Annotated in this window: 16 protein-coding genes; 8 read left to right on the top strand and 8 right to left on the bottom strand. The window is 44.9% G+C overall.

Annotated features, from left to right (window positions below; genetic code table 11):
• Positions 1-178 precede the first annotated feature (178 nt).
• The 3 genes from B3S93_RS06530 (at position 179) to B3S93_RS06520 (ending at position 4,526) form a co-directional block, all read left to right on the top strand.
• Complete coding sequence (locus tag B3S93_RS06530) at positions 179-1,762, top strand: glucan biosynthesis protein G (protein WP_292356869.1); 1,584 nt, start codon at positions 179-181, stop codon at positions 1,760-1,762.
• Entirely contained in the window at positions 1,759-3,915 is a 2,157-nt protein-coding gene (gene mdoH, locus B3S93_RS06525) for a glucans biosynthesis glucosyltransferase MdoH (RefSeq protein ID WP_292398813.1), read from the top strand. The genes B3S93_RS06530 and mdoH overlap by 4 nt, the downstream gene beginning before the upstream one ends.
• Before the next feature lie 185 nt (positions 3,916-4,100).
• The gene (locus B3S93_RS06520; RefSeq protein ID WP_292398810.1) at positions 4,101-4,526 is read left to right on the top strand and encodes a CBS domain-containing protein; all 426 of its coding nucleotides are present in this window, start codon (positions 4,101-4,103) and stop codon (positions 4,524-4,526) included.
• A 208-nt stretch (positions 4,527-4,734) separates the two neighbouring features.
• On the opposite strand, the gene B3S93_RS06515 is transcribed toward B3S93_RS06520, so the two are convergent.
• Both B3S93_RS06515 and B3S93_RS06510 read right to left on the bottom strand, forming a co-directional pair.
• Positions 4,735-5,922: a pyridoxal phosphate-dependent aminotransferase gene (locus B3S93_RS06515; RefSeq protein ID WP_292398807.1), complete on the bottom strand. Its 1,188-nt coding sequence runs from the start codon at positions 5,920-5,922 to the stop codon at positions 4,735-4,737.
• Positions 5,906-6,673, bottom strand: coding sequence for an HAD family hydrolase (locus B3S93_RS06510; RefSeq protein WP_292356877.1), 768 nt, complete (start codon positions 6,671-6,673; stop codon positions 5,906-5,908). The genes B3S93_RS06515 and B3S93_RS06510 overlap by 17 nt, the downstream gene beginning before the upstream one ends.
• A gap of 111 nt (positions 6,674-6,784) precedes the next feature.
• Here B3S93_RS06510 and dksA point away from each other — a divergent pair, with 111 nt between their 5' ends.
• On the top strand, positions 6,785-7,207 hold the full coding sequence (gene dksA, locus B3S93_RS06505; RefSeq protein WP_292356879.1) for an RNA polymerase-binding protein DksA: 423 nt from the start codon (positions 6,785-6,787) through the stop codon (positions 7,205-7,207).
• Positions 7,208-7,288: 81 nt separating this feature from the next.
• Here the strand turns inward: dksA and B3S93_RS06500 are convergent, their stop codons facing one another.
• The 3 genes from B3S93_RS06500 to B3S93_RS06490 form a co-directional block, all read right to left on the bottom strand.
• Positions 7,289-11,344, bottom strand: coding sequence for a translocation/assembly module TamB domain-containing protein (locus B3S93_RS06500; protein WP_292398804.1), 4,056 nt, complete (start codon positions 11,342-11,344; stop codon positions 7,289-7,291).
• Entirely contained in the window at positions 11,341-13,032 is a 1,692-nt protein-coding gene (locus B3S93_RS06495; RefSeq protein ID WP_292748563.1) for an autotransporter assembly complex protein TamA, read from the bottom strand. Before B3S93_RS06495 ends, B3S93_RS06500 begins: the two co-directional genes overlap by 4 nt.
• Before the next feature lie 325 nt (positions 13,033-13,357).
• Positions 13,358-14,284: an AraC family transcriptional regulator gene (locus B3S93_RS06490; protein WP_292356886.1), complete on the bottom strand. Its 927-nt coding sequence runs from the start codon at positions 14,282-14,284 to the stop codon at positions 13,358-13,360.
• Positions 14,285-14,551: 267 nt separating this feature from the next.
• Between B3S93_RS06490 and B3S93_RS06485 the strand changes: the two genes are divergently transcribed.
• The 4 genes from B3S93_RS06485 (at position 14,552) to B3S93_RS06470 (ending at position 18,984) form a co-directional block, all read left to right on the top strand.
• Positions 14,552-16,072 carry an aldehyde dehydrogenase family protein gene (locus tag B3S93_RS06485; protein ID WP_292356888.1) on the top strand — a complete coding sequence of 507 codons (1,521 nt, stop codon included), beginning with the start codon at positions 14,552-14,554 and terminating at the stop codon, positions 16,070-16,072.
• A gap of 130 nt (positions 16,073-16,202) precedes the next feature.
• Entirely contained in the window at positions 16,203-18,164 is a 1,962-nt protein-coding gene (gene acs, locus B3S93_RS06480) for an acetate--CoA ligase (RefSeq protein WP_292398797.1), read from the top strand.
• Complete coding sequence (locus tag B3S93_RS06475) at positions 18,164-18,568, top strand: RNA-binding S4 domain-containing protein (RefSeq protein ID WP_292398794.1); 405 nt, start codon at positions 18,164-18,166, stop codon at positions 18,566-18,568. Before acs ends, B3S93_RS06475 begins: the two co-directional genes overlap by 1 nt.
• Positions 18,568-18,984, top strand: a complete 417-nt coding sequence (locus tag B3S93_RS06470; RefSeq protein ID WP_292398791.1) for a MazG nucleotide pyrophosphohydrolase domain-containing protein — start codon at positions 18,568-18,570, stop codon at positions 18,982-18,984. Before B3S93_RS06475 ends, B3S93_RS06470 begins: the two co-directional genes overlap by 1 nt.
• Positions 18,985-19,001: 17 nt before the next feature.
• Here B3S93_RS06470 and B3S93_RS06465 read toward each other — a convergent pair whose 3' ends face one another.
• The 3 genes from B3S93_RS06465 to moaA are packed head-to-tail and all read right to left on the bottom strand — an operon-like array spanning position 19,002 to position 21,283.
• Positions 19,002-19,451 (bottom strand): GNAT family N-acetyltransferase, encoded by a 450-nt coding sequence (locus B3S93_RS06465; RefSeq protein ID WP_292398787.1) that lies wholly within the window; start codon positions 19,449-19,451, stop codon positions 19,002-19,004.
• A gap of 1 nt (position 19,452) precedes the next feature.
• Complete coding sequence (locus B3S93_RS06460; RefSeq protein ID WP_292398783.1) at positions 19,453-20,283, bottom strand: formate dehydrogenase accessory sulfurtransferase FdhD; 831 nt, start codon at positions 20,281-20,283, stop codon at positions 19,453-19,455.
• Positions 20,276-21,283: a GTP 3',8-cyclase MoaA gene (moaA, locus tag B3S93_RS06455; protein ID WP_292356900.1), complete on the bottom strand. Its 1,008-nt coding sequence runs from the start codon at positions 21,281-21,283 to the stop codon at positions 20,276-20,278. The genes B3S93_RS06460 and moaA overlap by 8 nt, the downstream gene beginning before the upstream one ends.
• Positions 21,284-21,295: the final 12 nt, after the last annotated feature.

The following is a 21,295-nucleotide window of genomic DNA, read 5'->3' as shown; positions in this document are numbered from 1 at the left end:
ATAATAATTTTCAGAACAATTTTTCAGTTTGGTTTAGCATATTAGATAGGCTTAACTCAAGTTATGGTGCCAGTTTACTAGATCTGAAATATTGAATTAACCAGATCTAAACCATATACGACCGAGCCTTCCCGAATTCTATCCCGTTTCATTTATCCCGCAATAAGGATTTAGCCCAATGTTGAGTTATTTATCTCTTCATCAAAAAACTGACTCTTCACTCTACACAAAGACCCTTTCCGGGCTTATTACGGCTTTTTTTCTCATTCTGTTTATCCAAACAGCGCAGGCAGAAACATCTGTTGAAAATGGCGATGCAGGAACAGAATTTTCACGTAACACAGTGGTTGAGATAGCCCGCCAACTTGCCGAAAAGCCTTTTAAAGCTCCGCCAAACGCGCCCGACGAATTAGCAAAACTTGATTATTCAACTTATCGACAAATAAATTTTCAGGAAAATGCAGCGATCTGGGGCAAGACCCCAACCAAGTTTTCGGTTCAATTATTCGCACCTGGCTTTTTGTATAAAGATTTGATTGATATTGATGTAGTCGAAAGTGGCAAGGCTTTTCCACTCGAATTATCTGAAACATCCTTCAAGGTTCCGAATGAGGCAATTGGTAAAAAACTTGTAGAAGTTGGTAAATATGCAGGTTTACGGCTTCACTATCCAATAAACAATGACGACTATCAGGATGAGTTTATTGTATTTCAGGGAGCCAGTTATTTTCGGGTAGTTTCCAAAGGTCAGCTCTATGGTATTTCTGCTCGCGGTCTGGCCATTGACGTCGCACAACCCAAAGGTGAAGAGTTTCCTCTTTTCAAACGTTTCTGGATTGAAAGGCCCTCTTCAAGTCAGAATGCCATTGTGGTGCATGCCTTACTCGATAGTAAAAGTGTTACCGGTGCCTATCGTTTCGGGATTCATCCAGGATCGCCCAGTAAAATTGATGTCGATGCCATCCTCTTCCCACGTGTTGATATTAAGCATGTCGGGCTTGCACCACTAACTTCCATGTTTATGCATGGCGGAATGGATCGCGCTGATCAATTAGATTTTCGACCTGCTGTACATGACTCTGAAGGTTTGCAAATGCGTAATGGCAAGGGTGAGCGTTTATGGCGTCCATTGAACAACCCGCAAACACTCCAAATCAGTGCATTTATAGATGAGAACCCCAAAGGATTTGGTTTGATTCAACGCCACCGTGAGTTTGATTATTATCAGGATCTGGAAGCTAATTACCACAGACGTCCTTCTGCTTGGGTCAAACCTATAGGTGACTGGGGAAAAGGTCAGGTAGAACTTGTTGAAATTCCGTCAGCTTCTGAGGAAAACGATAACGTTGTGGCTTATTGGAGACCAGCCGATGGCTTGAAAAAAGGTGAAGCGTTTGAATATGCCTATACCTTAACCTCGCCTGATGATGTTCCAGAAGACACTAATAAACCGCGCATTGTGAACAGTAGCAGTGGTCTCAAGCTCTTTGATGATAGTAAAGAAATTGTGATTGATTACAGCAATATCGATAGTCAGGATATTGAACAGATTGATGTTGTTGCCAGTATTAGCAATGGCAAAATTCTTGAAAGCCGGATTCAGGAAAACCCGCATATAAAGGGTGCAAGGGTATTTATTACTTTCGATCCTGAAGATGCCGATGTAGCGGAATTTCGGGTACAGTTAAATAAAGATGATAAATATGCTGCACCAACATGGCTTTACAGATGGTTGAGCAGGGATTGGAATAATTCTTTATGAGTGTTGATTTACGGATCGATAATACCGAAAAAGGCATGCAATATGAACGTGCCCTGCCTGCTGAATCGCCCCTGGAAATGCCCCGACATGGAGTCTACGAACAAGGACTTTCCATGCGTCATAGCCAGCGCACCTTCTTCTATATTTTGCGAACGCTTATATCGCGGTTATTCGTACTCGGTGTAATGCTTGGATTGTCCTATTACGGTATTACGGAGATTTACGGGGTATTAAGCACTACTAACGTTGTCACCAACCTGCAGTGGTTATTTTTAATTCTTTTCAGTATCAACTTTCTCTGGGTTTCGTTTGCATTTGCTCAGGCACTGCTGGGCTTTTTATTGCATCTAAAGCCTCGACTTATTAAACAGTCCGAGCAAGAACCTGACTTTACAACGGCCATTCTGCTGCCCATATACAACGAAGACCCCATCCGTATCAAGGCGGCGCTCAAAGTAATGCGTGAGGATTTATTAGTCAAGGCGCCAGGAAAATATGTGTTTTTTATTCTCAGTGATACCAATAAGGCAGATGCATGGATTGCAGAAGAACAGGCTTTTTTGGATTTGATTAACAAAGACGAATCAGGCTGTCCGGTTTACTACCGTCGCCGTCAACAGAATACTGAACGTAAAGCTGGCAATATAGGTGATTGGGTACAACGCTGGGGCGGTGCCTATGAAGCCATGATCGTACTGGATGCTGATAGTGTGATGAGTGCCGAGTGCATGCTCACCCTATCCCGTCGAATGGCTGCCTCGCCTGGGGTCGGGTTAATCCAGACCTTACCAACCATAGTCCGGGCCAATACGCTTTATGGACGCTTACAACAATTTGCCAACCATTGTTTCGGCCCTATTTATGCCGAAGGTTTATCTGCCTGGCATGGCCTGTCATCCAACTTTTGGGGCCACAATGCGATTATCCGAACCCGTGCGTTTGCCGAATCATCGCATCTGCCAATTTTGCCCGGTAAACCTCCGTTTGGTGGCCATGTATTAAGTCATGATTTTATTGAAGCAGCGCTGCTGCGTCGTGCAGGCTGGGGGGTCCGTTTTGATACCGATATTCAATCGACCTATGAAGAGTCTCCTCCTTCGCTGATTGACGTAATGATCCGGGATCGTCGCTGGTGTCAGGGTAACCTGCAACATACCCCTTTTATGTTTGCCCAGGGTTTTGTGTTACCCACTCGTTTACATATATTTTCCGGATTGATGTCATATCTTAGTGCTGTTTTCTGGCTCTCTTTAATTGTGGTCGGTTTGGCCATTGCCGTACAGGCAAGATATGTGCGTCCGGAATATTTCGCCAATCCTTCACTGTTCCCTACCTGGCCAGTATTTGATTCTGAGCGAGCCTTAACGCTTTTTATCGTATCCATGGCCATTGTTATTGCACCTAAGGTGTTTGGCTGGTTTGCGGCGCTGATAAATATTCCACGTTGCATGAAATTCGGCGGCCCTATTCTGCTAACAGTAAGTGTCGTTGTGGAAATGCTTATGTCGGCGCTGTATGCACCGATATTAATGGTGCATCAGTTTGGTGTGGTGGTGGGAATTTTCCGTGGCAAGGACAGTGGCTGGATGCCTCAGTCACGTGATGATGGCGCGTTAAGTTGGGCTGCTGTAGCACGAGCGCATGCTGGACATACATTATTCGGCATCATTCTCGCCATTATTGCTTTGTTACTTAGTATAGAACTGTTTTACTGGCTACTGCCGATCACCGGTGGATTGATGTTGTCGATCCCCTTATCATGGCTGAGCGGTGGATCGCGACGCAGCAAACTGCTTAAATGGCTTGGCATACTGCGGGCTCCAGAAGAAAAAAGTCCCGCTCCCATTCTGGTGGATTTGGAGCATCAGCTTTCAGCCCTTTCTCCACAGCCCAAACAGCATGCCTTTATTCGGTTGCTAAATAATCCACAACTTTGCAACTGGCATATCGCTCAATTGCCTGACAATGCAAATCAAAAACCTGTATTTCATCCACCCAGAATATTAGCGGAATGGAAAGTACGACATGCCGACAATATGCAACAACTTGAGTCATGGCTTGAACCGCAGGAAGAGCTGGCATTTTTGAGTCAAAGAGATTGTCTGCAACAATTAAAAAGTCTGGAAAACAACTTAACCAAACAAGCGGTATAAATTTAAGAAAAACTTGCTCAGCCAGCTAATTTTGCTGGCTGGAAAAGCACAGCTATAGATTGCTAAACTTCAATCTTAGCCAGGGTTGAACAAACTTTTATTACCTCCATATGATTTTACAGACAGCAAAAATACTGGCTGTCATTCCCACTCTTCTGAAACGAGAAAATCAAAGGAGAAATTCGATGATGCGCGTGAAAGATGTGATGACAAAACAACCTTTTTACCTTGATGCAGATGTCAGCATTCAGGAAGTTTCCCAAACTATGCGAGATAAGAATCTAGGGTTCGTTCCGCTCAGTAAAGACAACCGAGTGATTGGCGTGATCACTGACCGGGATATTGCACTCAGAGTAGTTGCAGATTCGAAAGACCCGCATCAGAAAGCACGAAACATTGCGACCGAACGGGTTTTATATACTTATGAAGACAAACCTATTGATGAAGTTGTAAACAATATGGCTGATCAACAGGTGCAACGCCTGTTAGTGCTTAACAACCCGAACAACGAAGAGTTGGTGGGTGTTATCACGCTGGGTGACATTGCCGATAAATGCAATGACGAAGCGATGGCAAAAAAAGTGATTAATGCGGCACGGCATTATCACTAACTTTCACCGCAGCTGATAAACCAGGTTCGACTCAGATTTAACTGGGTCGAACCTTTTTCTGCACTATCAGATAAAGATGTAATTCAGGATATTGATCGTTTTCCAGATGCCGGCAGTTTTATCAATTAATTTGAGTGTCATTCCAGACGTCAGCTATCTGATCATAACTTTCAGCAACTTGTAGTGGTTTCATCAGGGTTACATCGCTCTATAATTTAGTCAAAGCGGCATGAATCCGTTCAACAGCCTGCATTAAACGCGTTTCATTGGTGGTATAAGCAAATCGCACATGCTGATCGGCCAGATGCTGCCCAAAATCATTTCCCGGGGTAATAGCAACTCCGGCTTCCTGTAAAAGATAACGGGATAAATCCATACTGTTGTTAATGGTGTCGGTTAGGAATTTGCTGCAGTCAGCATATAAATAAAACGCACCCTGAGGTTTCACCGGAATGGAAAATCCAATTTCCTGCAGCGCGGGTAACAGAACATCCCGACGTTTCTCAAACACCTCTCTGCGTTGTTCAAGTATATCCAGACTTTCTCGATCAAATGCCACCAGAGCAGCATGCTGAGCATTGGTCGGCGCAGCTAAAAACAGATTCTGAGCCAGACGATCCATCACGGGTTCAAGACTTTCAGGTACAACTACCCAGCCTAATCGCCAACCGGTCATACCAAAGAATTTGGAAAAGCTGTTAATCACTATCGCTTCGTCGTCTACTTCCAGAATGGAGGGTAAATGAACACCATCGTAATTTAACCCATGGTAAATCTCATCGACAACTAACAGACCTTGTTTAGCCTTAACAGCCTCTGAGAGGGCTTTTAAGCCGTCTTTATCAATAATGGTTCCGGTAGGGTTAGAAGGAGTGGCAACCAGGGCCATTTGGGTATCCTGATTCCAGTATTTTTCGATATGTTGTGGAGATAATTGGTAGGCCGTATCGGCACCCACTGGAACGGAAACTGCTGAGGCTTCCACGAAACGGGCAAAATGACGATTACAGGGATATCCCGGATCGGTCATCAATAAATGCTTGCCAGCCTCTAACAATGCCCCCATCACTAAAAGCAATGCCCCTGAGGCGCCAGGTGTAACCACAATCCGCCGGGGTGAGATATCCAGCCCGTATTGCTGCTGATACCATCCGGCAATTTTCTCCCGTAACGCCATTAACCCCAATGAGGGGGTATAAAAGGTATCGCCTTTATTTAATGAAGCAATTGCAGCATTAATAATCGGTTGAGGTGTCAGAAAATCCGGCTCACCAATTTCCAGATGGATAATATCCCTGCCCTGCGCCTGCAATATCTTCCCTTGCGATAATATATCCATCACGTGAAACGGTTTAATTTCCTGAGCGCGCTGTGTAACGTTAATTGGCTTGGGCATGTAAATCCTGAAGAGATTGAGCTGTTATATAGCTTGTATTAATCGGCGAACCATCGATGACTTGGCATGGGGCATCCGGTTCGCCCAGTTGGTCTACAACACAAATTGCCTGCGTGAAGTCATCATCAACAGTATAGGCATTCAGGGTTACCAATGTAGTTATTCCTGCACCAGTTGATGCCAGCAAGCCATTCGCGGAATCCTCAATGGCAAGACAGTCTCCTGCATCCAGTTGCAATTGTTGTAAGCAGTAGTGATAAATATCCGGAGCAGGTTTTTTGGCAGGCACGACATCACCCGCTGCAATACAATCAAACCAACTGAGGGCAGCCTCGCCCAACGTGGCGTTGATTAATGCTGTGACATTTTCTGCAGTAGTGGTTGTGGCGATCGCCAGGCGAATTTCTTGCTCCCTTAATTCGCCAATTAATCTTTTGATACCAGGGCGTAACTCGATCGTCTTTGCTTCCATTATCTGAGCATAATGTCGTGTTTTATCAGCATGCAGGCTGGCAATTATTTCACTATGATCACCAGCAAAACCACATTGTAAATGGAAGTTTTCCAGGTAATATTGAATACGCTCTTTGCCACCGGTTACAGCTAATAATTGTCCGTAAAGCTGTTCATCCCAATGCCAGTCCAGGCCCGCTTCGGCAAATGCGCGATTGAACGCCTGACGGTGCCCATCCCGCTCGGTTTCAGCGAGGGTTCCATCCACGTCGAATATAACGGCTTTTAAATGATTCATTAGTCTCTTTAGTCTTGAAAATGGGGTAAAATAATCTAATTATTTTGCACATGCCGGAAGCATCTGGTATAGATGCGCCCTTGATTTTTAGAAAGTATGAGGTTTGCCAACATGGACCCGACACAAAATGATGTCAAATTCACTCCGTATCAACCGGGTGATGATGAAGAATATATGAGCAAGGATATGGTAAAACATTTTCGGGGTATTCTCGAAAAATGGCGCTCACAACTGATGGAAGAAGTTGATCGTACTGTTCACCATATGCAGGATGAAGCAGCAAACTTCCCTGACCCTAATGATCGTGCCACTCAGGAAGAAGAATTCACACTTGAACTGCGTACCAGAGATCGTGAACGTAAACTGATCAAAAAGATTGAAGAATCATTGATCGACCTTGAGAAAGGTGATTACGGCTTCTGTGAATCATGTGGCGTAGATATCGGCATTCGTCGTTTGGAAGCTCGTCCAACAGCGACACTTTGTATTGATTGCAAAACACTGGATGAAATCCGCGAAAAGAACCGTGCCTGATTTTATCTGAAGACTCACCTCATACGTGACGAAAAGGTAGGTCCTGAAAGCCCTGTGATGGTCATCATCACAGGGCTTTTTTTAGCGTTCGTAGATATACAGTAGATCCACGCCACTCTGTGTGCCGGACTCGGCTTGCAAGGTCCAGATTTTACTTAATGTATAACGTAATTGAACGGTGCTAACCGGCTCAAAAATACCAATGCCATAGCCTAAATAAAGTTTAGGCGACAGATATTTGCCGATTTGCACGGCGGCGTTATCCGGACTTTCTCCAGTGAACTCAACAGTATCCAGCCCAAATGTGCTGGCAATTTTTTCACTGACCGCATTGCCATTGGCAATCCCCAGATTAGTGGCCGCTGAGGCCAGCATCGCTGCATCAGCAGCACTAGCCTGCCCTAATGGTCGTCCCAGCACAATATACGACAGTACATCTTCCTGGCTCATAGTTGGGTTTGAAAATAATGTGGCTTGTGGATTATTCGCTGGCCCGGTGATATGAATCCCAGCTTCATAATCTGTGCCTGTGCGAACGGCTTTAATATCCAGATCAGGATTATCAATGGCCGTTCCAGCAAACCGTACCTTGCCGTTATTGATTTTTAATTCGCGACCATAGGCAGCATAAGTACCATCATGGACAGTAATTTCGCCATCGCCTAATAACAGCTCTCCGGCTTCGCCATAAATGCGTAAATCACCTGCGAGACGACCATTAAAACCCAGGGCACGAATCAAGACGTTTTCACCCAGTTCAACCGTTACATCAACATCAGTTGCTAAACGCATTTTCTCGTCTGTCGTATCCTGCCCAACCACGACAACATCCGGGCTGGCTGAAACAGTGGTATTAAAATCCATGGGTGCAAGATCAGCAGTAGGTATTGTTACTTTACCGCCGATTTTGGCTGTTTCAGGAGTAATTCTCAGCGTTAAATCCGGGGAGGCAATCACATAGGCCTCAGGCAAGTTCATTAATTCTAACTTGTCCCCCTTAATCGTCGCATCCAGCAACCAATCAGAATCGGTCATTGTGAAGTCACCGGCCACTTCCAACTGACCTTCTGCTGACTGAGCCTGTAATAATATTTTCAAGCCGGATAAGGGATCACCATTGATGTCGGCATTAATTTCGGTCAGGGTAATCCCCATATCGACCAGAAATATCTGGCCATCACGCAAACTGATAGCAGTCGTTAATTCAGGCTGATTGAAAGTGCCCTCCATATCAACATTAAGTTCCAGTTTGCCTGCAAGTTCATCAAAGGCCAGCGTTTCCAGATTTAATGAGGCAAGGTCTTCGATAGAGTTCTGCAATTGCAAAGTGACTGGCGTATCCATGGGTGCCGCCATTACCGTTTTGATTGGTGCGGTTTGCAATCTGGCTTCAATAGGCTCTACCCCAGCAATGTCCGGCTCAATAGTGATGGCAACCATACTTTCTTCTGCTGTCAGCTGATAGCGAAGATCAACCGCATTAAATGCAATCGGTTGCTGCTGGCTTATCCCTTCAGACTGCAGTTTTAAGATGCCATCATGCAGCGATAAATTACCCGTCCCGGTAATATCTCCCTCGGTTTGCATTGCTAATTGGACTTTACCGGAAATTTCACCCGATAATGTAGCGTAGTCCTCTATCAAAGGCTTGAAAGTCGCCACCGACAATTGATTTATTTCAATTAATGTTTGTGCACCTTCTGCGGTATTTTCACCCTGTAAACAAAGCTGTGCCTGCTCAGAAGATTGCCAGCAGTGTTGGGAAATAATCTGTTTATCGGCTGATAATTGAATCGCACCCGGCTCACGTAACTGCCAGTTGCCAGCTATATCATTGGTAACGGTCATTGACTGTAACTGTCCAGACCATTGGTCATCTTCATCCAGGCTGCCTTGCAACAGACTGGATAACGTCCCGATTTCAGATTGTATCTCCAGCGCCAATTGATGCTGGTCACGCTTGCCATTCAGGCTCAAATCAATGGAGTCGATATTCTGCTGTGCAATCGTAATTGAGGTGGATTGAATGTTCAGTTTACTTTGCTGATTATCCGTCAGATCCACTTGGGCATCTGCTGAAATCGACCCTACAGTCAGCTCATCTGCCCAACGGATAGCTGAACCTTCCAGATTGGCATTTAATTTTAATTTGGCCAGCTCACCGTAAAGTTGCCCTTCTCCACTCAGAGTGCCAAATAATTCGGGATGAAAATCCTGCAGATTCGGGGATGACAAACTCCAACTCAGGTCCAGTTGTTTTTCTACTTTGCCGTTTAATGACAATTGCGAATCCCCGAGATTTAACTGCAGATTTTCGATATCAATATCGGTATTTACCGCTTGCAGGTTACTGTCCAGTGAGAAATTACGATCACGTAACACACCATTTAAATGTAATTCCTGCACACTGGCATGAAACTCGTTTTCACCTTTATCCTGAAACGTTACCTGCGCCTGACCACTAATCAGCCCGGGCCATTCTGCAACTAAGGCAGCAGGATCGATCTGTCTCAATGTCAGTTTGCCATCAACTGCAAGCTTTTCTTTCCAATTAATGCGACCACTGAATCCTGCCCCGCCATCAGCTATTTTGGTATCGGCCCGTACATCGGTTATGCCTGCTTCCGGACTATTCGCCACCAAATTAAGAATGAGGGGAATCTCATTCACAATGAAATCTGAATCGACTGTTAAATTGAAAAGCTGTTTCTCTCCATCCAGCTTAAATTGCCCGGTATAACTTTCTACCGGCACGCCGGTTAAACTGGCAGGAAGCTGCAGATTTTTCCATTCGCCATCCAGTTGATAGGTTAACTTCGGCTGCCAGCTCACATCGCCACTGACGTCTAGTTGACCTAACGCTGACTTGATTTCAAGAGAATTAATCGAGGCCTTTTGCATATCCCCACGCAGGTAAGAAGTTATATTCCATTCCTGCTCAATGGCCTGCAAAGAACTGCTGAGAATCAAACGATAGTCCTGCAAAGTGCCATCAACGGAAAATTCACCTGAAGCCTGACCAACCAGCAGTTCAGCATCTGTCTGCCAGGGCCATTGTAATTCTGACCAGCTACCATCAATGGAAAAAACACTTTCCGTGGGATCTTCTGTAATGAAGATGTTTCCATGCAATTCGGCAAAACTGTTCTGACTGATGGCGCTCATTAAATCCACTCGCCAACTTTGTAAATCATTGGAATTGACACTTAAACTGGCTGCAACCGGTGGATTTAATGTCTCAGATTCCTGCAACTGAAAGTCGAGTTCTGCCTTGGCACTATCTAATGTACCTTGGGCATTCAGATTTAATGCTGTCAGATCACCAATTTCATTCTTCAGGATCCGTGATAATGGCAGCGTTCCACTCTCAGCCGTAAATCGCCAATCCAAATCATCAAGAATATTACGCACCATCAAGGTTTGCTCGGAAGCGAAAGGTTCGCCTAGCTGCTGACGTAATGTCATTTGCTGCAAATCACCGGTAATCGTCCCGGTAGCAGAAATAAGCCCCAATTCTGGATCATTAAGACGGGCGCCATAGTTCAAATTGGTAGCATGTGGCGAGCTCAGGTTGACGTCGCCAAGCAGTGTAAAAGCCAGAACATCCCGATTCAGTCGCAATGAAGAAATGATTAGCCGATCGTAGTTCACCCGTAATGACGTATCAAAACGATCGAACAATGGTGTTATATCACCTTGAGGACTCACCATTTCTGCATGCGTTATTCGCAAAGAACGCAAATGAATTGCCAATGGAAGACTGATATCCGGCACCGTAAAGTCTTCATCCACGGTAAGGTCTTTATCCAGCCCATCTTTCTGCTTAATTTGCAGCTGGTCGATATGCAACTGATTAATAATCAAACGGGTGGAAAGTAGCGACCATAACTGCCAGCGTGCATCAATACTTTTTATATAAAATGCATCGCCCTCTTCAGGTTCATACGAAACACCTTGCAGATAAATGCCGTCATAAAGTCGGCCACTTGCTTCATCAATTGACAGTGCTGGAAGAGATTGCTGAGTAAAATTGAGTGCGGTGTTAAAACCTGACTTTGTCATCAATAACCAATACATTGCTGCTGGAACAACCAGTAACAATACAATTGCGATTATCCATAATGCGCGTTTTATCACAAATCAGGCCCTATCACGATATGCAAACCGAAAGGCTTGTCTTCATCTGAAATTCCATTGGCTATATCAACCCGAATCAAGCCAACCGGTGAACGCCAGCGAATGCCCACCCCCACACTATACTCTATTGGGTCAGACCAACTATTGAATGCGTTACCAAAATCAGTAAATATTGCCGCACCCCAGTTTTTAACAAACATATGTTCATATTCGACACTCCCTACCGCCAGATAACGGCCCCCAATGACTTCCTCCAGATCATTCTCCGGTCCCAATGATTCATAATCAAAACCACGAATACTGTTATCACCACCGGCAAAGAAACGCAGAGAGCTGGGTAATTTTGAAAAGTCACTGACTTCTGTTGCACCAACTGTCGCGCGAGTGATAATTCGGTTTGACTCACCAAAACCCTGGATATATTTACCACGGATGACTATCTGACTAAAACTGATGTCAGATAAAATACCTTCAGCCGCACCACTTAGTTCCAAACTGACCCGTCCACCCTGTCGGGTATAAAGTGTGTTATCTGCCCAGGTTCTTGCATACGCAATACCGGGAATCAGTAATGATGTGGAAGCAGATTCGTCAGACACATCAAAACTTTCATTTAAAAACTTGATGCTACCTGTTTCTTCCCAGCCCCAACGCATTCGGTTGTAATAACTCCCAACAGCAACTGAGCGACTTTCACTGGTATCGGTATCTTCTTGTTTATATGCCGTATTAAAACCTACCGTATCAATATTTTCACTCCAGAATGGCATCTTGTAATCCGCACCGACCTGAGTGGCAATCTGCGATAGACGACTTTCAACCGAGAGTCTGTGTCCACGATCATTCACGTACCGGTTCTGCCAGCCCAGACTCATTCTGGCGCCTGTATCTGTACCATATCCGATACCTGCACTATAGCGATGCTTGAGATTTTCATTCAGCGAAACGTCTATCGGCACTTCTGCATTTTCCCGAGCTGATGTCATCGCCTGAGCTGAGACAGTGGCGAAGTAACCGCTGTTTTGTAAATTATTTCGAAGTGTGAGTAATTTATTGGCATCGAAAGGTTCACCGGGGTCAATGGGTGACATAGCCTCAAGTAGATCTGCATTGACAACGGTATCGGGAAATTCAATGTCACCGAATCGATAGCGTTGCTTTGAGTCATATTTCAGACAAATATCGGCGGATTCGGCTTCTATATCGACACGGACTTCGCTACAGGTAAACGCACCGTCAAAGTAACCATGCTCAGCTGCAAGTCTCAAAAAAGCTTTTTTGGTATTTTCATAACTTTGATGATCAAAATGGTCCCCAACCTTCAGCGGCAGTTTGTTGAGCATTTTGGTAAATGCTGGATCATTCTTGGCATCTCCCTCCACAGCGGCATCAATTTGGCGAATGATAATTGGCTGACCCAGGTCAATTTTATATTTGGCTAACCAATTATTTTCATCAGTTTCAGTTAACTCGGCTGTAATTTCGGGTGAATAATAACCATAAACGGTAAGCATGTGCTTCAATTCATCAACAGCCTGTTCATGTAAGCGTTGAACACTGCGGGAATCCAATCTTGGGCTGTTTTTTTGCCGATAAATACTTAAACCATTTATCAAGGTTTCACTCCAGTCCTTTTCTATACCCTCAAGCTCGATCTCGATATTTTTTTCGGTGTCAGCCCAAACCATAAAGGATTGAAATAAACACACAAAAAACACAAGGATGATTCTGCTATAGAAAAGTTTCGGGCATAACGGCATAGAGTCTCTGTCATGATTTACGAAGAGTGTAGAAATGAATGCATCTAATTACTGACATTTATTATGACACTTTCAACGCGACAGCGTTCTTAACTCAGGTTATTAGGACTTGCTGATCTTTTATCTCTGCCTCAGTTGTGAGCTGAATAAGCGTCAATCAAGGCACGAGGAGCGCCTTTTGTGAAATACATCCATGTAAGGGGCTGGGATTATTTTTGCCCCCGCAGCGGTGGATATGAAAGATCAACAATCCCTAATCAGTTGGGTCTGGCAGATTTTCTTTTCGAAAAGCACTCGGCGAACAACCAAAAAAATGACTGAAGCGTCGACTGAAGTGACTCAGATCATTAAAACCGTAGTTATAACAAGCCTCAGTGATACTTTGACCACCTCGTATCGCATCAGCGGCTGATTTCAATCGTACCTGCTGATGAAACTCACCTGGCGTACATCCCAGTTGTTTCTTGAACTCTACATACAAACGACTTCGACTCATGCAGGCCTGACGGCAGAGTTGATCAATATCAAGTGGCTGAGTGAGGTTTTGTTCAAGGGTATGCAGTACAGCCGTGATCCCGCTGGTATCGGGAGCTTGTTTACAATAACTCAGTAATACTTCACGTCCCTGCTCGCGAAGCAATCTGATCACCAGCTCTGAAACACCAAGATCAACCATCATTTCTTTATCCGGATCATTTCGGATATAAAAAGACACCATTTTTTCCAGTAAATGCTGCGTATCCTGGGTGTGATGTTTATGAATGATACGTGGTTGATATTCCCAGTTATATTCCGGCACATCCGTTTTGACTAAATCACGCATTCGGCTGGAAATCGCTTCAATGCGTTCACGGGAAATCTCGATAGTCAGACAAGTGGTCGGTTGCTGCTCATTGGCATCAGGAAAATCAATCTCAACATGCTCACCAGGCGGCATAACGTAAGATTCGTGGGGAACAAACAATTCACCTGAAGCATTGTAGTGATCATGCATGACTTTACGACCACTCACCATCCCGCAATACAATAAGTGATCAGCATTAAGCGCTACGCCCGTTGAGCTCCGATAAGTATCGTAAATGCTCAGCTCGGTCTCCGGTCCGTTAAACGTTACTTTATTTTCTATAAGCAACTGACGATTTTCGTGCCGACCACTTGTTGGGAATGTATTCAGGCTCATAGTTTGACCTTCATGAATAATGTTGGATTGTGTGTCTGATGTTTAGGATTAGTCAAGTGATTGGAAAGTATAGCGATGAAATTGATGCCGAACTCTTTTGGGAATTTTTCATAAATAAAAATAGCAAGCTTATTGAACATTGTGGTAATTTTTTTGTCACTTGTGGACTGACAGTCAAGTAATTGGGAATATGAGTCAAGTAGTTTATCCACTACAGGTCTTATGCTGAACATTTGCAAATATCAAAACAACAAGAGAGAGAGAATTATGATTTACGCAAAACCAGGTACACCAGAGTCGGTGATTTCATTTAAATCACGCTATGAAAATTTTATCGGCGGCGAATGGGTAGCCCCTGTTAAAGGCGAATACTTTAATAATATTACTCCCGTCACCGGCGAAGTTATTTGTGAAATACCTCGCTCGGGTGAAGCAGACATTGAATTAGCGCTAGATGCGGCCCATAAAGCACGCGAAGCGTGGGGTAAAACCTCAGTTCAAGATCGCAGCAATATCCTGTTGAAAATTGCTGATCGTATTGAAGCAAACCTTGAAAAACTGGCTGTGGCCGAAACCTGGGATAACGGTAAAGCGGTTCGTGAAACCCTGAATGCCGATATTCCTTTAGCGGCTGACCACTTCCGCTATTTTGCTGGTTGTCTGCGTGCTCAGGAAGGCACCATGGGTGAGATTGATGAAAACACAGTGGCCTATCATTTCCATGAACCTCTCGGTGTTGTCGGTCAAATTATTCCGTGGAACTTCCCACTGTTAATGGCAGCTTGGAAACTGGCTCCAGCACTGGCAGCCGGTAACTGCGTAGTCATGAAACCCGCGGAACAAACACCTGTCTCTATTTTGATTCTTGCAGAATTAATCGCCGATTTACTGCCAGCCGGAACGTTAAATATCGTCAATGGGTTTGGTCGTGAAGCAGGTCAGGCACTCGGTACCAGCAAACGTATCGCCAAAATCGCATTCACAGGTTCAACGCCAGTTGGCTCATTGATCATGAAATACGCTGCTGAAAACATTATTCCTTCAACAGTTGAACTGGGTGGTAAATCACCAAACGTTTTCTTTGAAGACATCATGCAGCAAGAGCAGGATTACATTAATAAATGCGCTGAAGGTCTGGTGCTGGCGTTCTTCAACCAGGGTGAAGTCTGTACCTGCCCTTCCCGTGCGGTTATTCAGGAAAGCATCTACGACGAATTCATTGCCGTGGTCATGGAACGAGCCAAAATGATCAAACGTGGTAATCCCTTAGATACTGAAACTCAGGTAGGCGCCCAGGCATCGCAGGAACAGTTCGATAAAATCCTCAGCTATGTTGAAATTGGTAAACAGGAAGGTGCTCAATTATTAATGGGTGGTGGTATCGCCCAACTTGGTGATGAATTCAATAAAGGTTTCTATATCGAACCAACGTTGATGAAAGGCACTAACAAAATGCGTATTTTCCAGGAAGAAATCTTTGGCCCTGTGGTCTCCGTGACCACCTTTAAAGATGAAGCTGAAGCACTGGAAATTGCCAACGACACCGAATTTGGTCTGGGTGCCGGTTTATGGACCCGTGATATGAACCTGGCTTACCGTATGGGACGTGCCATTCAGGCCGGTCGTGTATGGACCAACTGCTACCATCATTATCCAGCACATGCTGCATTCGGTGGTTACAAGAAATCAGGTGTGGGTCGTGAAACTCATAAAATTGCTCTGGAACATTACCAACAAACTAAAAATCTGTTGGTCAGTTACAGCACCAGCCCTCTCGGTTTCTTCTAAAGCTCACCAGTAATCAAACTAACTCTCCCCTAAGCAGTGCTTTCGGGAGAGTTTTTTATTGGATGATCACTACATTTAACGTTGACAGCGTACTATACTCAAAAAGAGAGAATAATAAGGTAAGGTATTTATGGCTCAGAATAATATTGAATCAACTCTTCATGAAAACCGGCACTTTCCACCGTGCGAAAGTTTTTACAAAGACTCCGCTTTAAACCCTAAAAAGCTTGATGCGCTTTATGCCAAAGCAGCTGAGGATCATGAGTCTTTCTGGGGTGATTTGGCGAAACAGGAACTCGACTGGATCAAACCCTTTACTAAAACGCTGGATGACAGCAACGCTCCTTTTTATAAATGGTTTGCCGATGGTCAATTGAATGTTTCTTATAACTGTCTTGATAGACAGCTAAAAGATAACGCTGAAAAAACCGCCATCATCTTTGAAGGTGAACCTGGTGATGTACAACACATCACCTATCGCATGCTGCATGAGAAAGTCTGCGTATTTGCCAACGCTCTGAAAAAACAAGGCATTAAAAAAGGTGATCGGGTCATTATTTATATGCCGATGATCACCGAAGCGGTTGTGGCCATGCAGGCTTGTGCCCGAATTGGCGCCATCCATTCTGTGGTTTTTGGTGGTTTCTCCGCTGAAGCATTAAAAGATCGTATAGAAGATACCCAGGCAAAACTGCTGATTACCGCTGACGGCGGGCATCGCGGCGGCAAAATCATCCCGCTGAAAAACACAGCAGACCAGGCATTAAGCAAAGGCTGCGAAAGTGTTGAAACAGTCATCGTTTTTCAACGTTGCAAGAATGATATCTCGATGCAGGAGGGTCGTGATATCTGGTGGCATGATGCTGAACAGGATCAAACAGCAGAATGTGAACCCGAACCGATGAATGCCGCGGATCCATTATTTTTACTTTATACCTCAGGCTCAACCGGTAAACCAAAAGGTATTCAACACTCGTCAGCTGGTTACCTGCTGAATGCCATTACCACCATGCGTTGGGTGTTTGATATTCAGGAAAAAGACGTCTTCTGGTGTACTGCAGATGTTGGCTGGATCACCGGTCATACCTATGTTGCATACGGACCGCTGGCCGTGGGTGCCACAATGATCATTTATGAAGGTGTACCTACCGTTCCGGATGCTGGACGTTTCTGGGATGTTTGCGCCCGTCACCATGTCACTATTTTCTATACTGCCCCAACAGCGATTCGCGCTTTGATGAAAGCGGGTGATGAAATTCCACAGCGTTATGATCTTTCCCATTTACGGTTATTAGGTACCGTTGGCGAACCGATCAATCCGGAAGCATGGATGTGGTATCACCGTGTTATTGGTCAGGAACGTTGCCCAATCGTGGATACCTGGTGGCAAACCGAAACCGGTGCTCATATGATTGCCCCAGTTCCATCCGTTACTGTCACAAAACCGGGTTCATGTACTCGTGCACTGCCCGGCATTGATGCAGCAGTGGTCAATGAACAAGGTGAAGCGCTTGGTCCAAATCAAGGTGGTTTCCTGGTGATCCGTAAACCATGGCCTTCCATGATCCAGACTATCTGGGGCGATGACCAACGTTATAAAGACACCTACTGGCCCTATTTCGATGGTAAATATTATCTTGCCGGTGACAGCGCTCGCCAGGATGAAGAAGGTTACTTCTGGATCATGGGGCGGATTGATGATGTGTTAAATGTTTCAGGTCACCGACTTGGCACCATGGAAATTGAATCGGCTCTGGTAGCGCATGAAGCGGTTGCTGAGGCTGCCGTCGTCGGTAAACCACATGATGTTAAAGGTGAATCCGTATTTGCCTATGTCGTGTTAAAAGGTGAACGACCTGAAGGTGGAGAAGACGAAGCAATAACCAATGAATTACGTGCCTGGGTAGCCGAACAAATCGGACCTATCGCCAAGCCGGATGAAATTCGTTATTCAGACAATCTGCCTAAAACCCGCAGCGGTAAAATTATGCGTCGTTTACTCCGTACGATTGCCAAGGGCGAAGAAATCACCCAGGACACATCAACATTGGAAAACGAAGGTATCTTATTACAATTGCAAGGTAAGGCTTGATGGCGAAAGCCGAAACCGAAAGTCAGGAAAATCAACGGCTGGACAAATGGCTTTGGGCTGCGCGGTTTTACAAGACCCGTAGCCTAGCCGTTGAGGCTATTAATGGCGGTAAAGTGCATGCAAATGGTCAACGGGCTAAACCCAGCCGAACCATCCGTCCAGGCGATCAATTAACCATTTCGCAACCACCGTATGAATACGTCATTGATGTCTTAGGCCTGCAAAAACAACGTCGACCGGCCAGTGAAGCCCAATTGCTTTATCAGGAAACAGCTGAAAGTCGGGATAAACGTGAACTGTTGCGTGAACAAATCAAAAATGAGCCGTTAGGTTTCCGTGATCAAAAAGGCCGCCCCAGTAAACGGGATCGTCGCCATATTATTAAATTCACCCGGGGCGACTAATGGATAAGACTTCCCTGCTTAATGCTGCTGACAAACAGCTTCCCGCATTACGTTATGCTGTTGAATTGCAAAAAACGGCTGCGAGTGTTGGCTTTGACTGGCCGCATATTGATGGCGTGATTGCCAAGATTCATGAAGAACTGGATGAGGTTGCTGCTGAACTGGATGATGCCGATCCAAATAAACTACAGGAAGAAATTGGCGATTTATTATTTGCTATTACCAATCTTGCCAGGCATTTGGATGTCGATCCTGAACAAGCTATAGAGCAATGTAATCAGAAATTTCTCCGCCGTTTTCAGTTTATTGAAACGCAGATAATCCAGCAGGGAAAATCATTACAAACGGCTTCATTAGATGAGCTTGACGCCTTATGGGATGAGGCAAAATTATCTGATAAAAAGAATGAAGACTAATCATTAATCTATTGATTTTAAATGTCTAAAGACAATCTAAATGCCAACATGGATGATTCGATAAAACCGTGTTGTTCATAAAAACGATGGGCAGCTTCATTATCGTTATCGGTCAACAAGGTAATGCGTTTACAGCCTTTCTCTCTGGCAAAATCAATCGCATATTTCAATAACGCTGACCCAACGCCAAGGCCACGATTTTGTGGTGCAACCACCATATCTTCCAGAATCGCCACCCGGCTACCCAGCGCTGTCGAAATGGTGTACAACAAATTCACCATGCCTACAATCTGCCCGGCATCTTTTGCGACCAGAATATCACCGATACCGTCGCCTTCAATAATCGCTCCCAATCCTAAAGCTTGCATCTCTGCATCTGGTTTAAATTCGGTTTCCTGACTAAACAAGGTGTCGAGTAACCGGCACAACTCAGGGATATCAGAAGGTACAGCAGTCAGTATTTCCATTTTATCCGGCAGAAGTTAATGATGTGGCGGTTTGAAACTGTTCCTGACCGGTATACACCAGAAAGTGTTTACCTTTGGCGCGAGCGACCATGCCGATACCAATATCCTGTGCAATGCTAAGCCCCATTTCTGTCACACCACTACGTGACAAGAGTAAAGGCACCTGCATCTGTGCGACCTTAATCACCATCTCAGATGTTAAACGCCCGGTGGTATAAAACACCTTGTCATTACCTTTGACATCGTTGAGCCACATCCAGCCGGAAATCGCATCGACAGCATTATGCCGGCCAACATCCTCCACAAAGCTTAATACATCATTTCCCTGGCAAAGCGCACAGCCATGTACTGCACCGGCCTGTTTATACATTTCGTTATATTCGTTCAGGGCATGCAAAACATCGTAAATTGACTGGGCACTGAACTGGGGACATTGCAGTTTCAGTTCAGACAACGAATCCATGACATGACCAAACATGGTGCCCTGCCCGCAACCACTGGTCGCAATTCGTCGGGACATAAGCGAATCAAGATTATTTTTCTGCTGATGGGTCGTCACCGCAACAGCATCAACGTCCCAATCCACCTGAATGGATTTGATATGGCTGAGTTCATCAACCAATCCCTGATTGCGCAAATAACCAAGTGTCAGTAGCTCTGGCTGACCACCAAGCGTCATCAAAGTAACAATCTCGCGATTATCCAGATAAATCGTCAGTGGCCGTTCGCCGGTTAATGACACTTCACGGGCTTCGCCAAATTCATCTAAAACGGTAGTGGTATGCAGGCGGTTAATGCCCTGATTGGTCATTTCCGGCTGATATCTAGCCACCGGTGACACTCATATGACGGAAAATAATCGGTTGTTCTTTGATATTAAAGTCATGGCCTTTTGGCTTGATATCCATTGATTGGATAATGGCCTGTTTGAGTTTATCGAGATCACCAGGATGGCGGCGAATAATATCGCGCAAGTCCATCGAATGTTCCTGCCCCAGACATAATAGTAAACGACCTTCCGTAGTCACCCTGACCCGATTACAGCTTTCACAGAAATTATGACTGTGAGGCGATATAAAGCCTATTTTGCTGTTGCTGCCAGCAACCTGGTAATAACGTGATGGTCCACCGGTATTAGCAATACTGCTTTGCAAATCAAAATGCTTTTGTAATGTGGCCAGCACTTCATCACTACTGCAATAGCTTTCATTACGACTGTGCGTTACCTGCCCCAATGGCATTTCTTCGATATAGGAAATATCCAGATCATTATCGATAGCAAACTGAGCCAAATCGACAATCTCATCATCGTTACGGCCTTTCATGATGACCGCATTCAATTTGATGCGTTTAAAGCCCGCTTGTTTGGCAGCATCAATCCCGTCCAGTACCTGAGTTAATTCGCCAGTACGGGTTAATTCACGGAAACGTTCGGCATTCAATGAGTCCAGACTGATGTTAATGCGATCCATACCGGCTGCAGCGAGCTTTTCAGCGTACTTGGGTAACTGGGAGCCGTTGGTGGTTAAGTTCAGCTCTTTAAGCGATGTGGTGTGCTTTAACGCGCCAATTTGCTCTATTAACCAATCGACGTTGCGACGTACTAAAGGTTCGCCACCGGTGATGCGGACTTTTTCCACCCCGAGTTCACAAAAAGCTTTTACCAGAAAGGCAATCTCTTCCAGCGTCAGCAACTGTTCGCGTGGCATGAAAGTCATCTCTTCATCCATGCAATACACGCAACGGAAATCACAACGATCAGTGATCGATATCCGTACATACGACACGCGCCGTCCGAAGTTATCGATTAATTGTGTTTGGTTATCCGTCATAGTGTCTATTAT

Source organism: Methylophaga sp. UBA3613 (assembly GCF_002375415.1).
GTDB lineage: Bacteria > Pseudomonadota > Gammaproteobacteria > Nitrosococcales > Methylophagaceae > Methylophaga.
Note: the sequence above shows the minus strand (reverse complement) of the source record. Positions and strands in the feature narration are given on the sequence as shown.

Coding starts and splice junctions, on each gene's coding strand:
- B3S93_RS06515 (WP_292398807.1), bottom strand. CDS start 5,922: ATGCCCAAGCCAATTAACGTTACACAGCGCGCTCAGGAAATTAAACCG.
- B3S93_RS06485 (WP_292356888.1), top strand. CDS start 14,552: ATGATTTACGCAAAACCAGGTACACCAGAGTCGGTGATTTCATTTAAA.
- B3S93_RS06510 (WP_292356877.1), bottom strand. CDS start 6,673: ATGAATCATTTAAAAGCCGTTATATTCGACGTGGATGGAACCCTCGCT.
- moaA (WP_292356900.1), bottom strand. CDS start 21,283: ATGACGGATAACCAAACACAATTAATCGATAACTTCGGACGGCGCGTG.
- B3S93_RS06520 (WP_292398810.1), top strand. CDS start 4,101: ATGATGCGCGTGAAAGATGTGATGACAAAACAACCTTTTTACCTTGAT.
- B3S93_RS06465 (WP_292398787.1), bottom strand. CDS start 19,451: ATGGAAATACTGACTGCTGTACCTTCTGATATCCCTGAGTTGTGCCGG.
- B3S93_RS06475 (WP_292398794.1), top strand. CDS start 18,164: ATGGCGAAAGCCGAAACCGAAAGTCAGGAAAATCAACGGCTGGACAAA.
- mdoH (WP_292398813.1), top strand. CDS start 1,759: ATGAGTGTTGATTTACGGATCGATAATACCGAAAAAGGCATGCAATAT.
- dksA (WP_292356879.1), top strand. CDS start 6,785: ATGGACCCGACACAAAATGATGTCAAATTCACTCCGTATCAACCGGGT.
- B3S93_RS06495 (WP_292748563.1), bottom strand. CDS start 13,032: ATGGTTTGGGCTGACACCGAAAAAAATATCGAGATCGAGCTTGAGGGT.
- B3S93_RS06470 (WP_292398791.1), top strand. CDS start 18,568: ATGGATAAGACTTCCCTGCTTAATGCTGCTGACAAACAGCTTCCCGCA.
- acs (WP_292398797.1), top strand. CDS start 16,203: ATGGCTCAGAATAATATTGAATCAACTCTTCATGAAAACCGGCACTTT.
- B3S93_RS06490 (WP_292356886.1), bottom strand. CDS start 14,284: ATGAGCCTGAATACATTCCCAACAAGTGGTCGGCACGAAAATCGTCAG.
- B3S93_RS06530 (WP_292356869.1), top strand. CDS start 179: ATGTTGAGTTATTTATCTCTTCATCAAAAAACTGACTCTTCACTCTAC.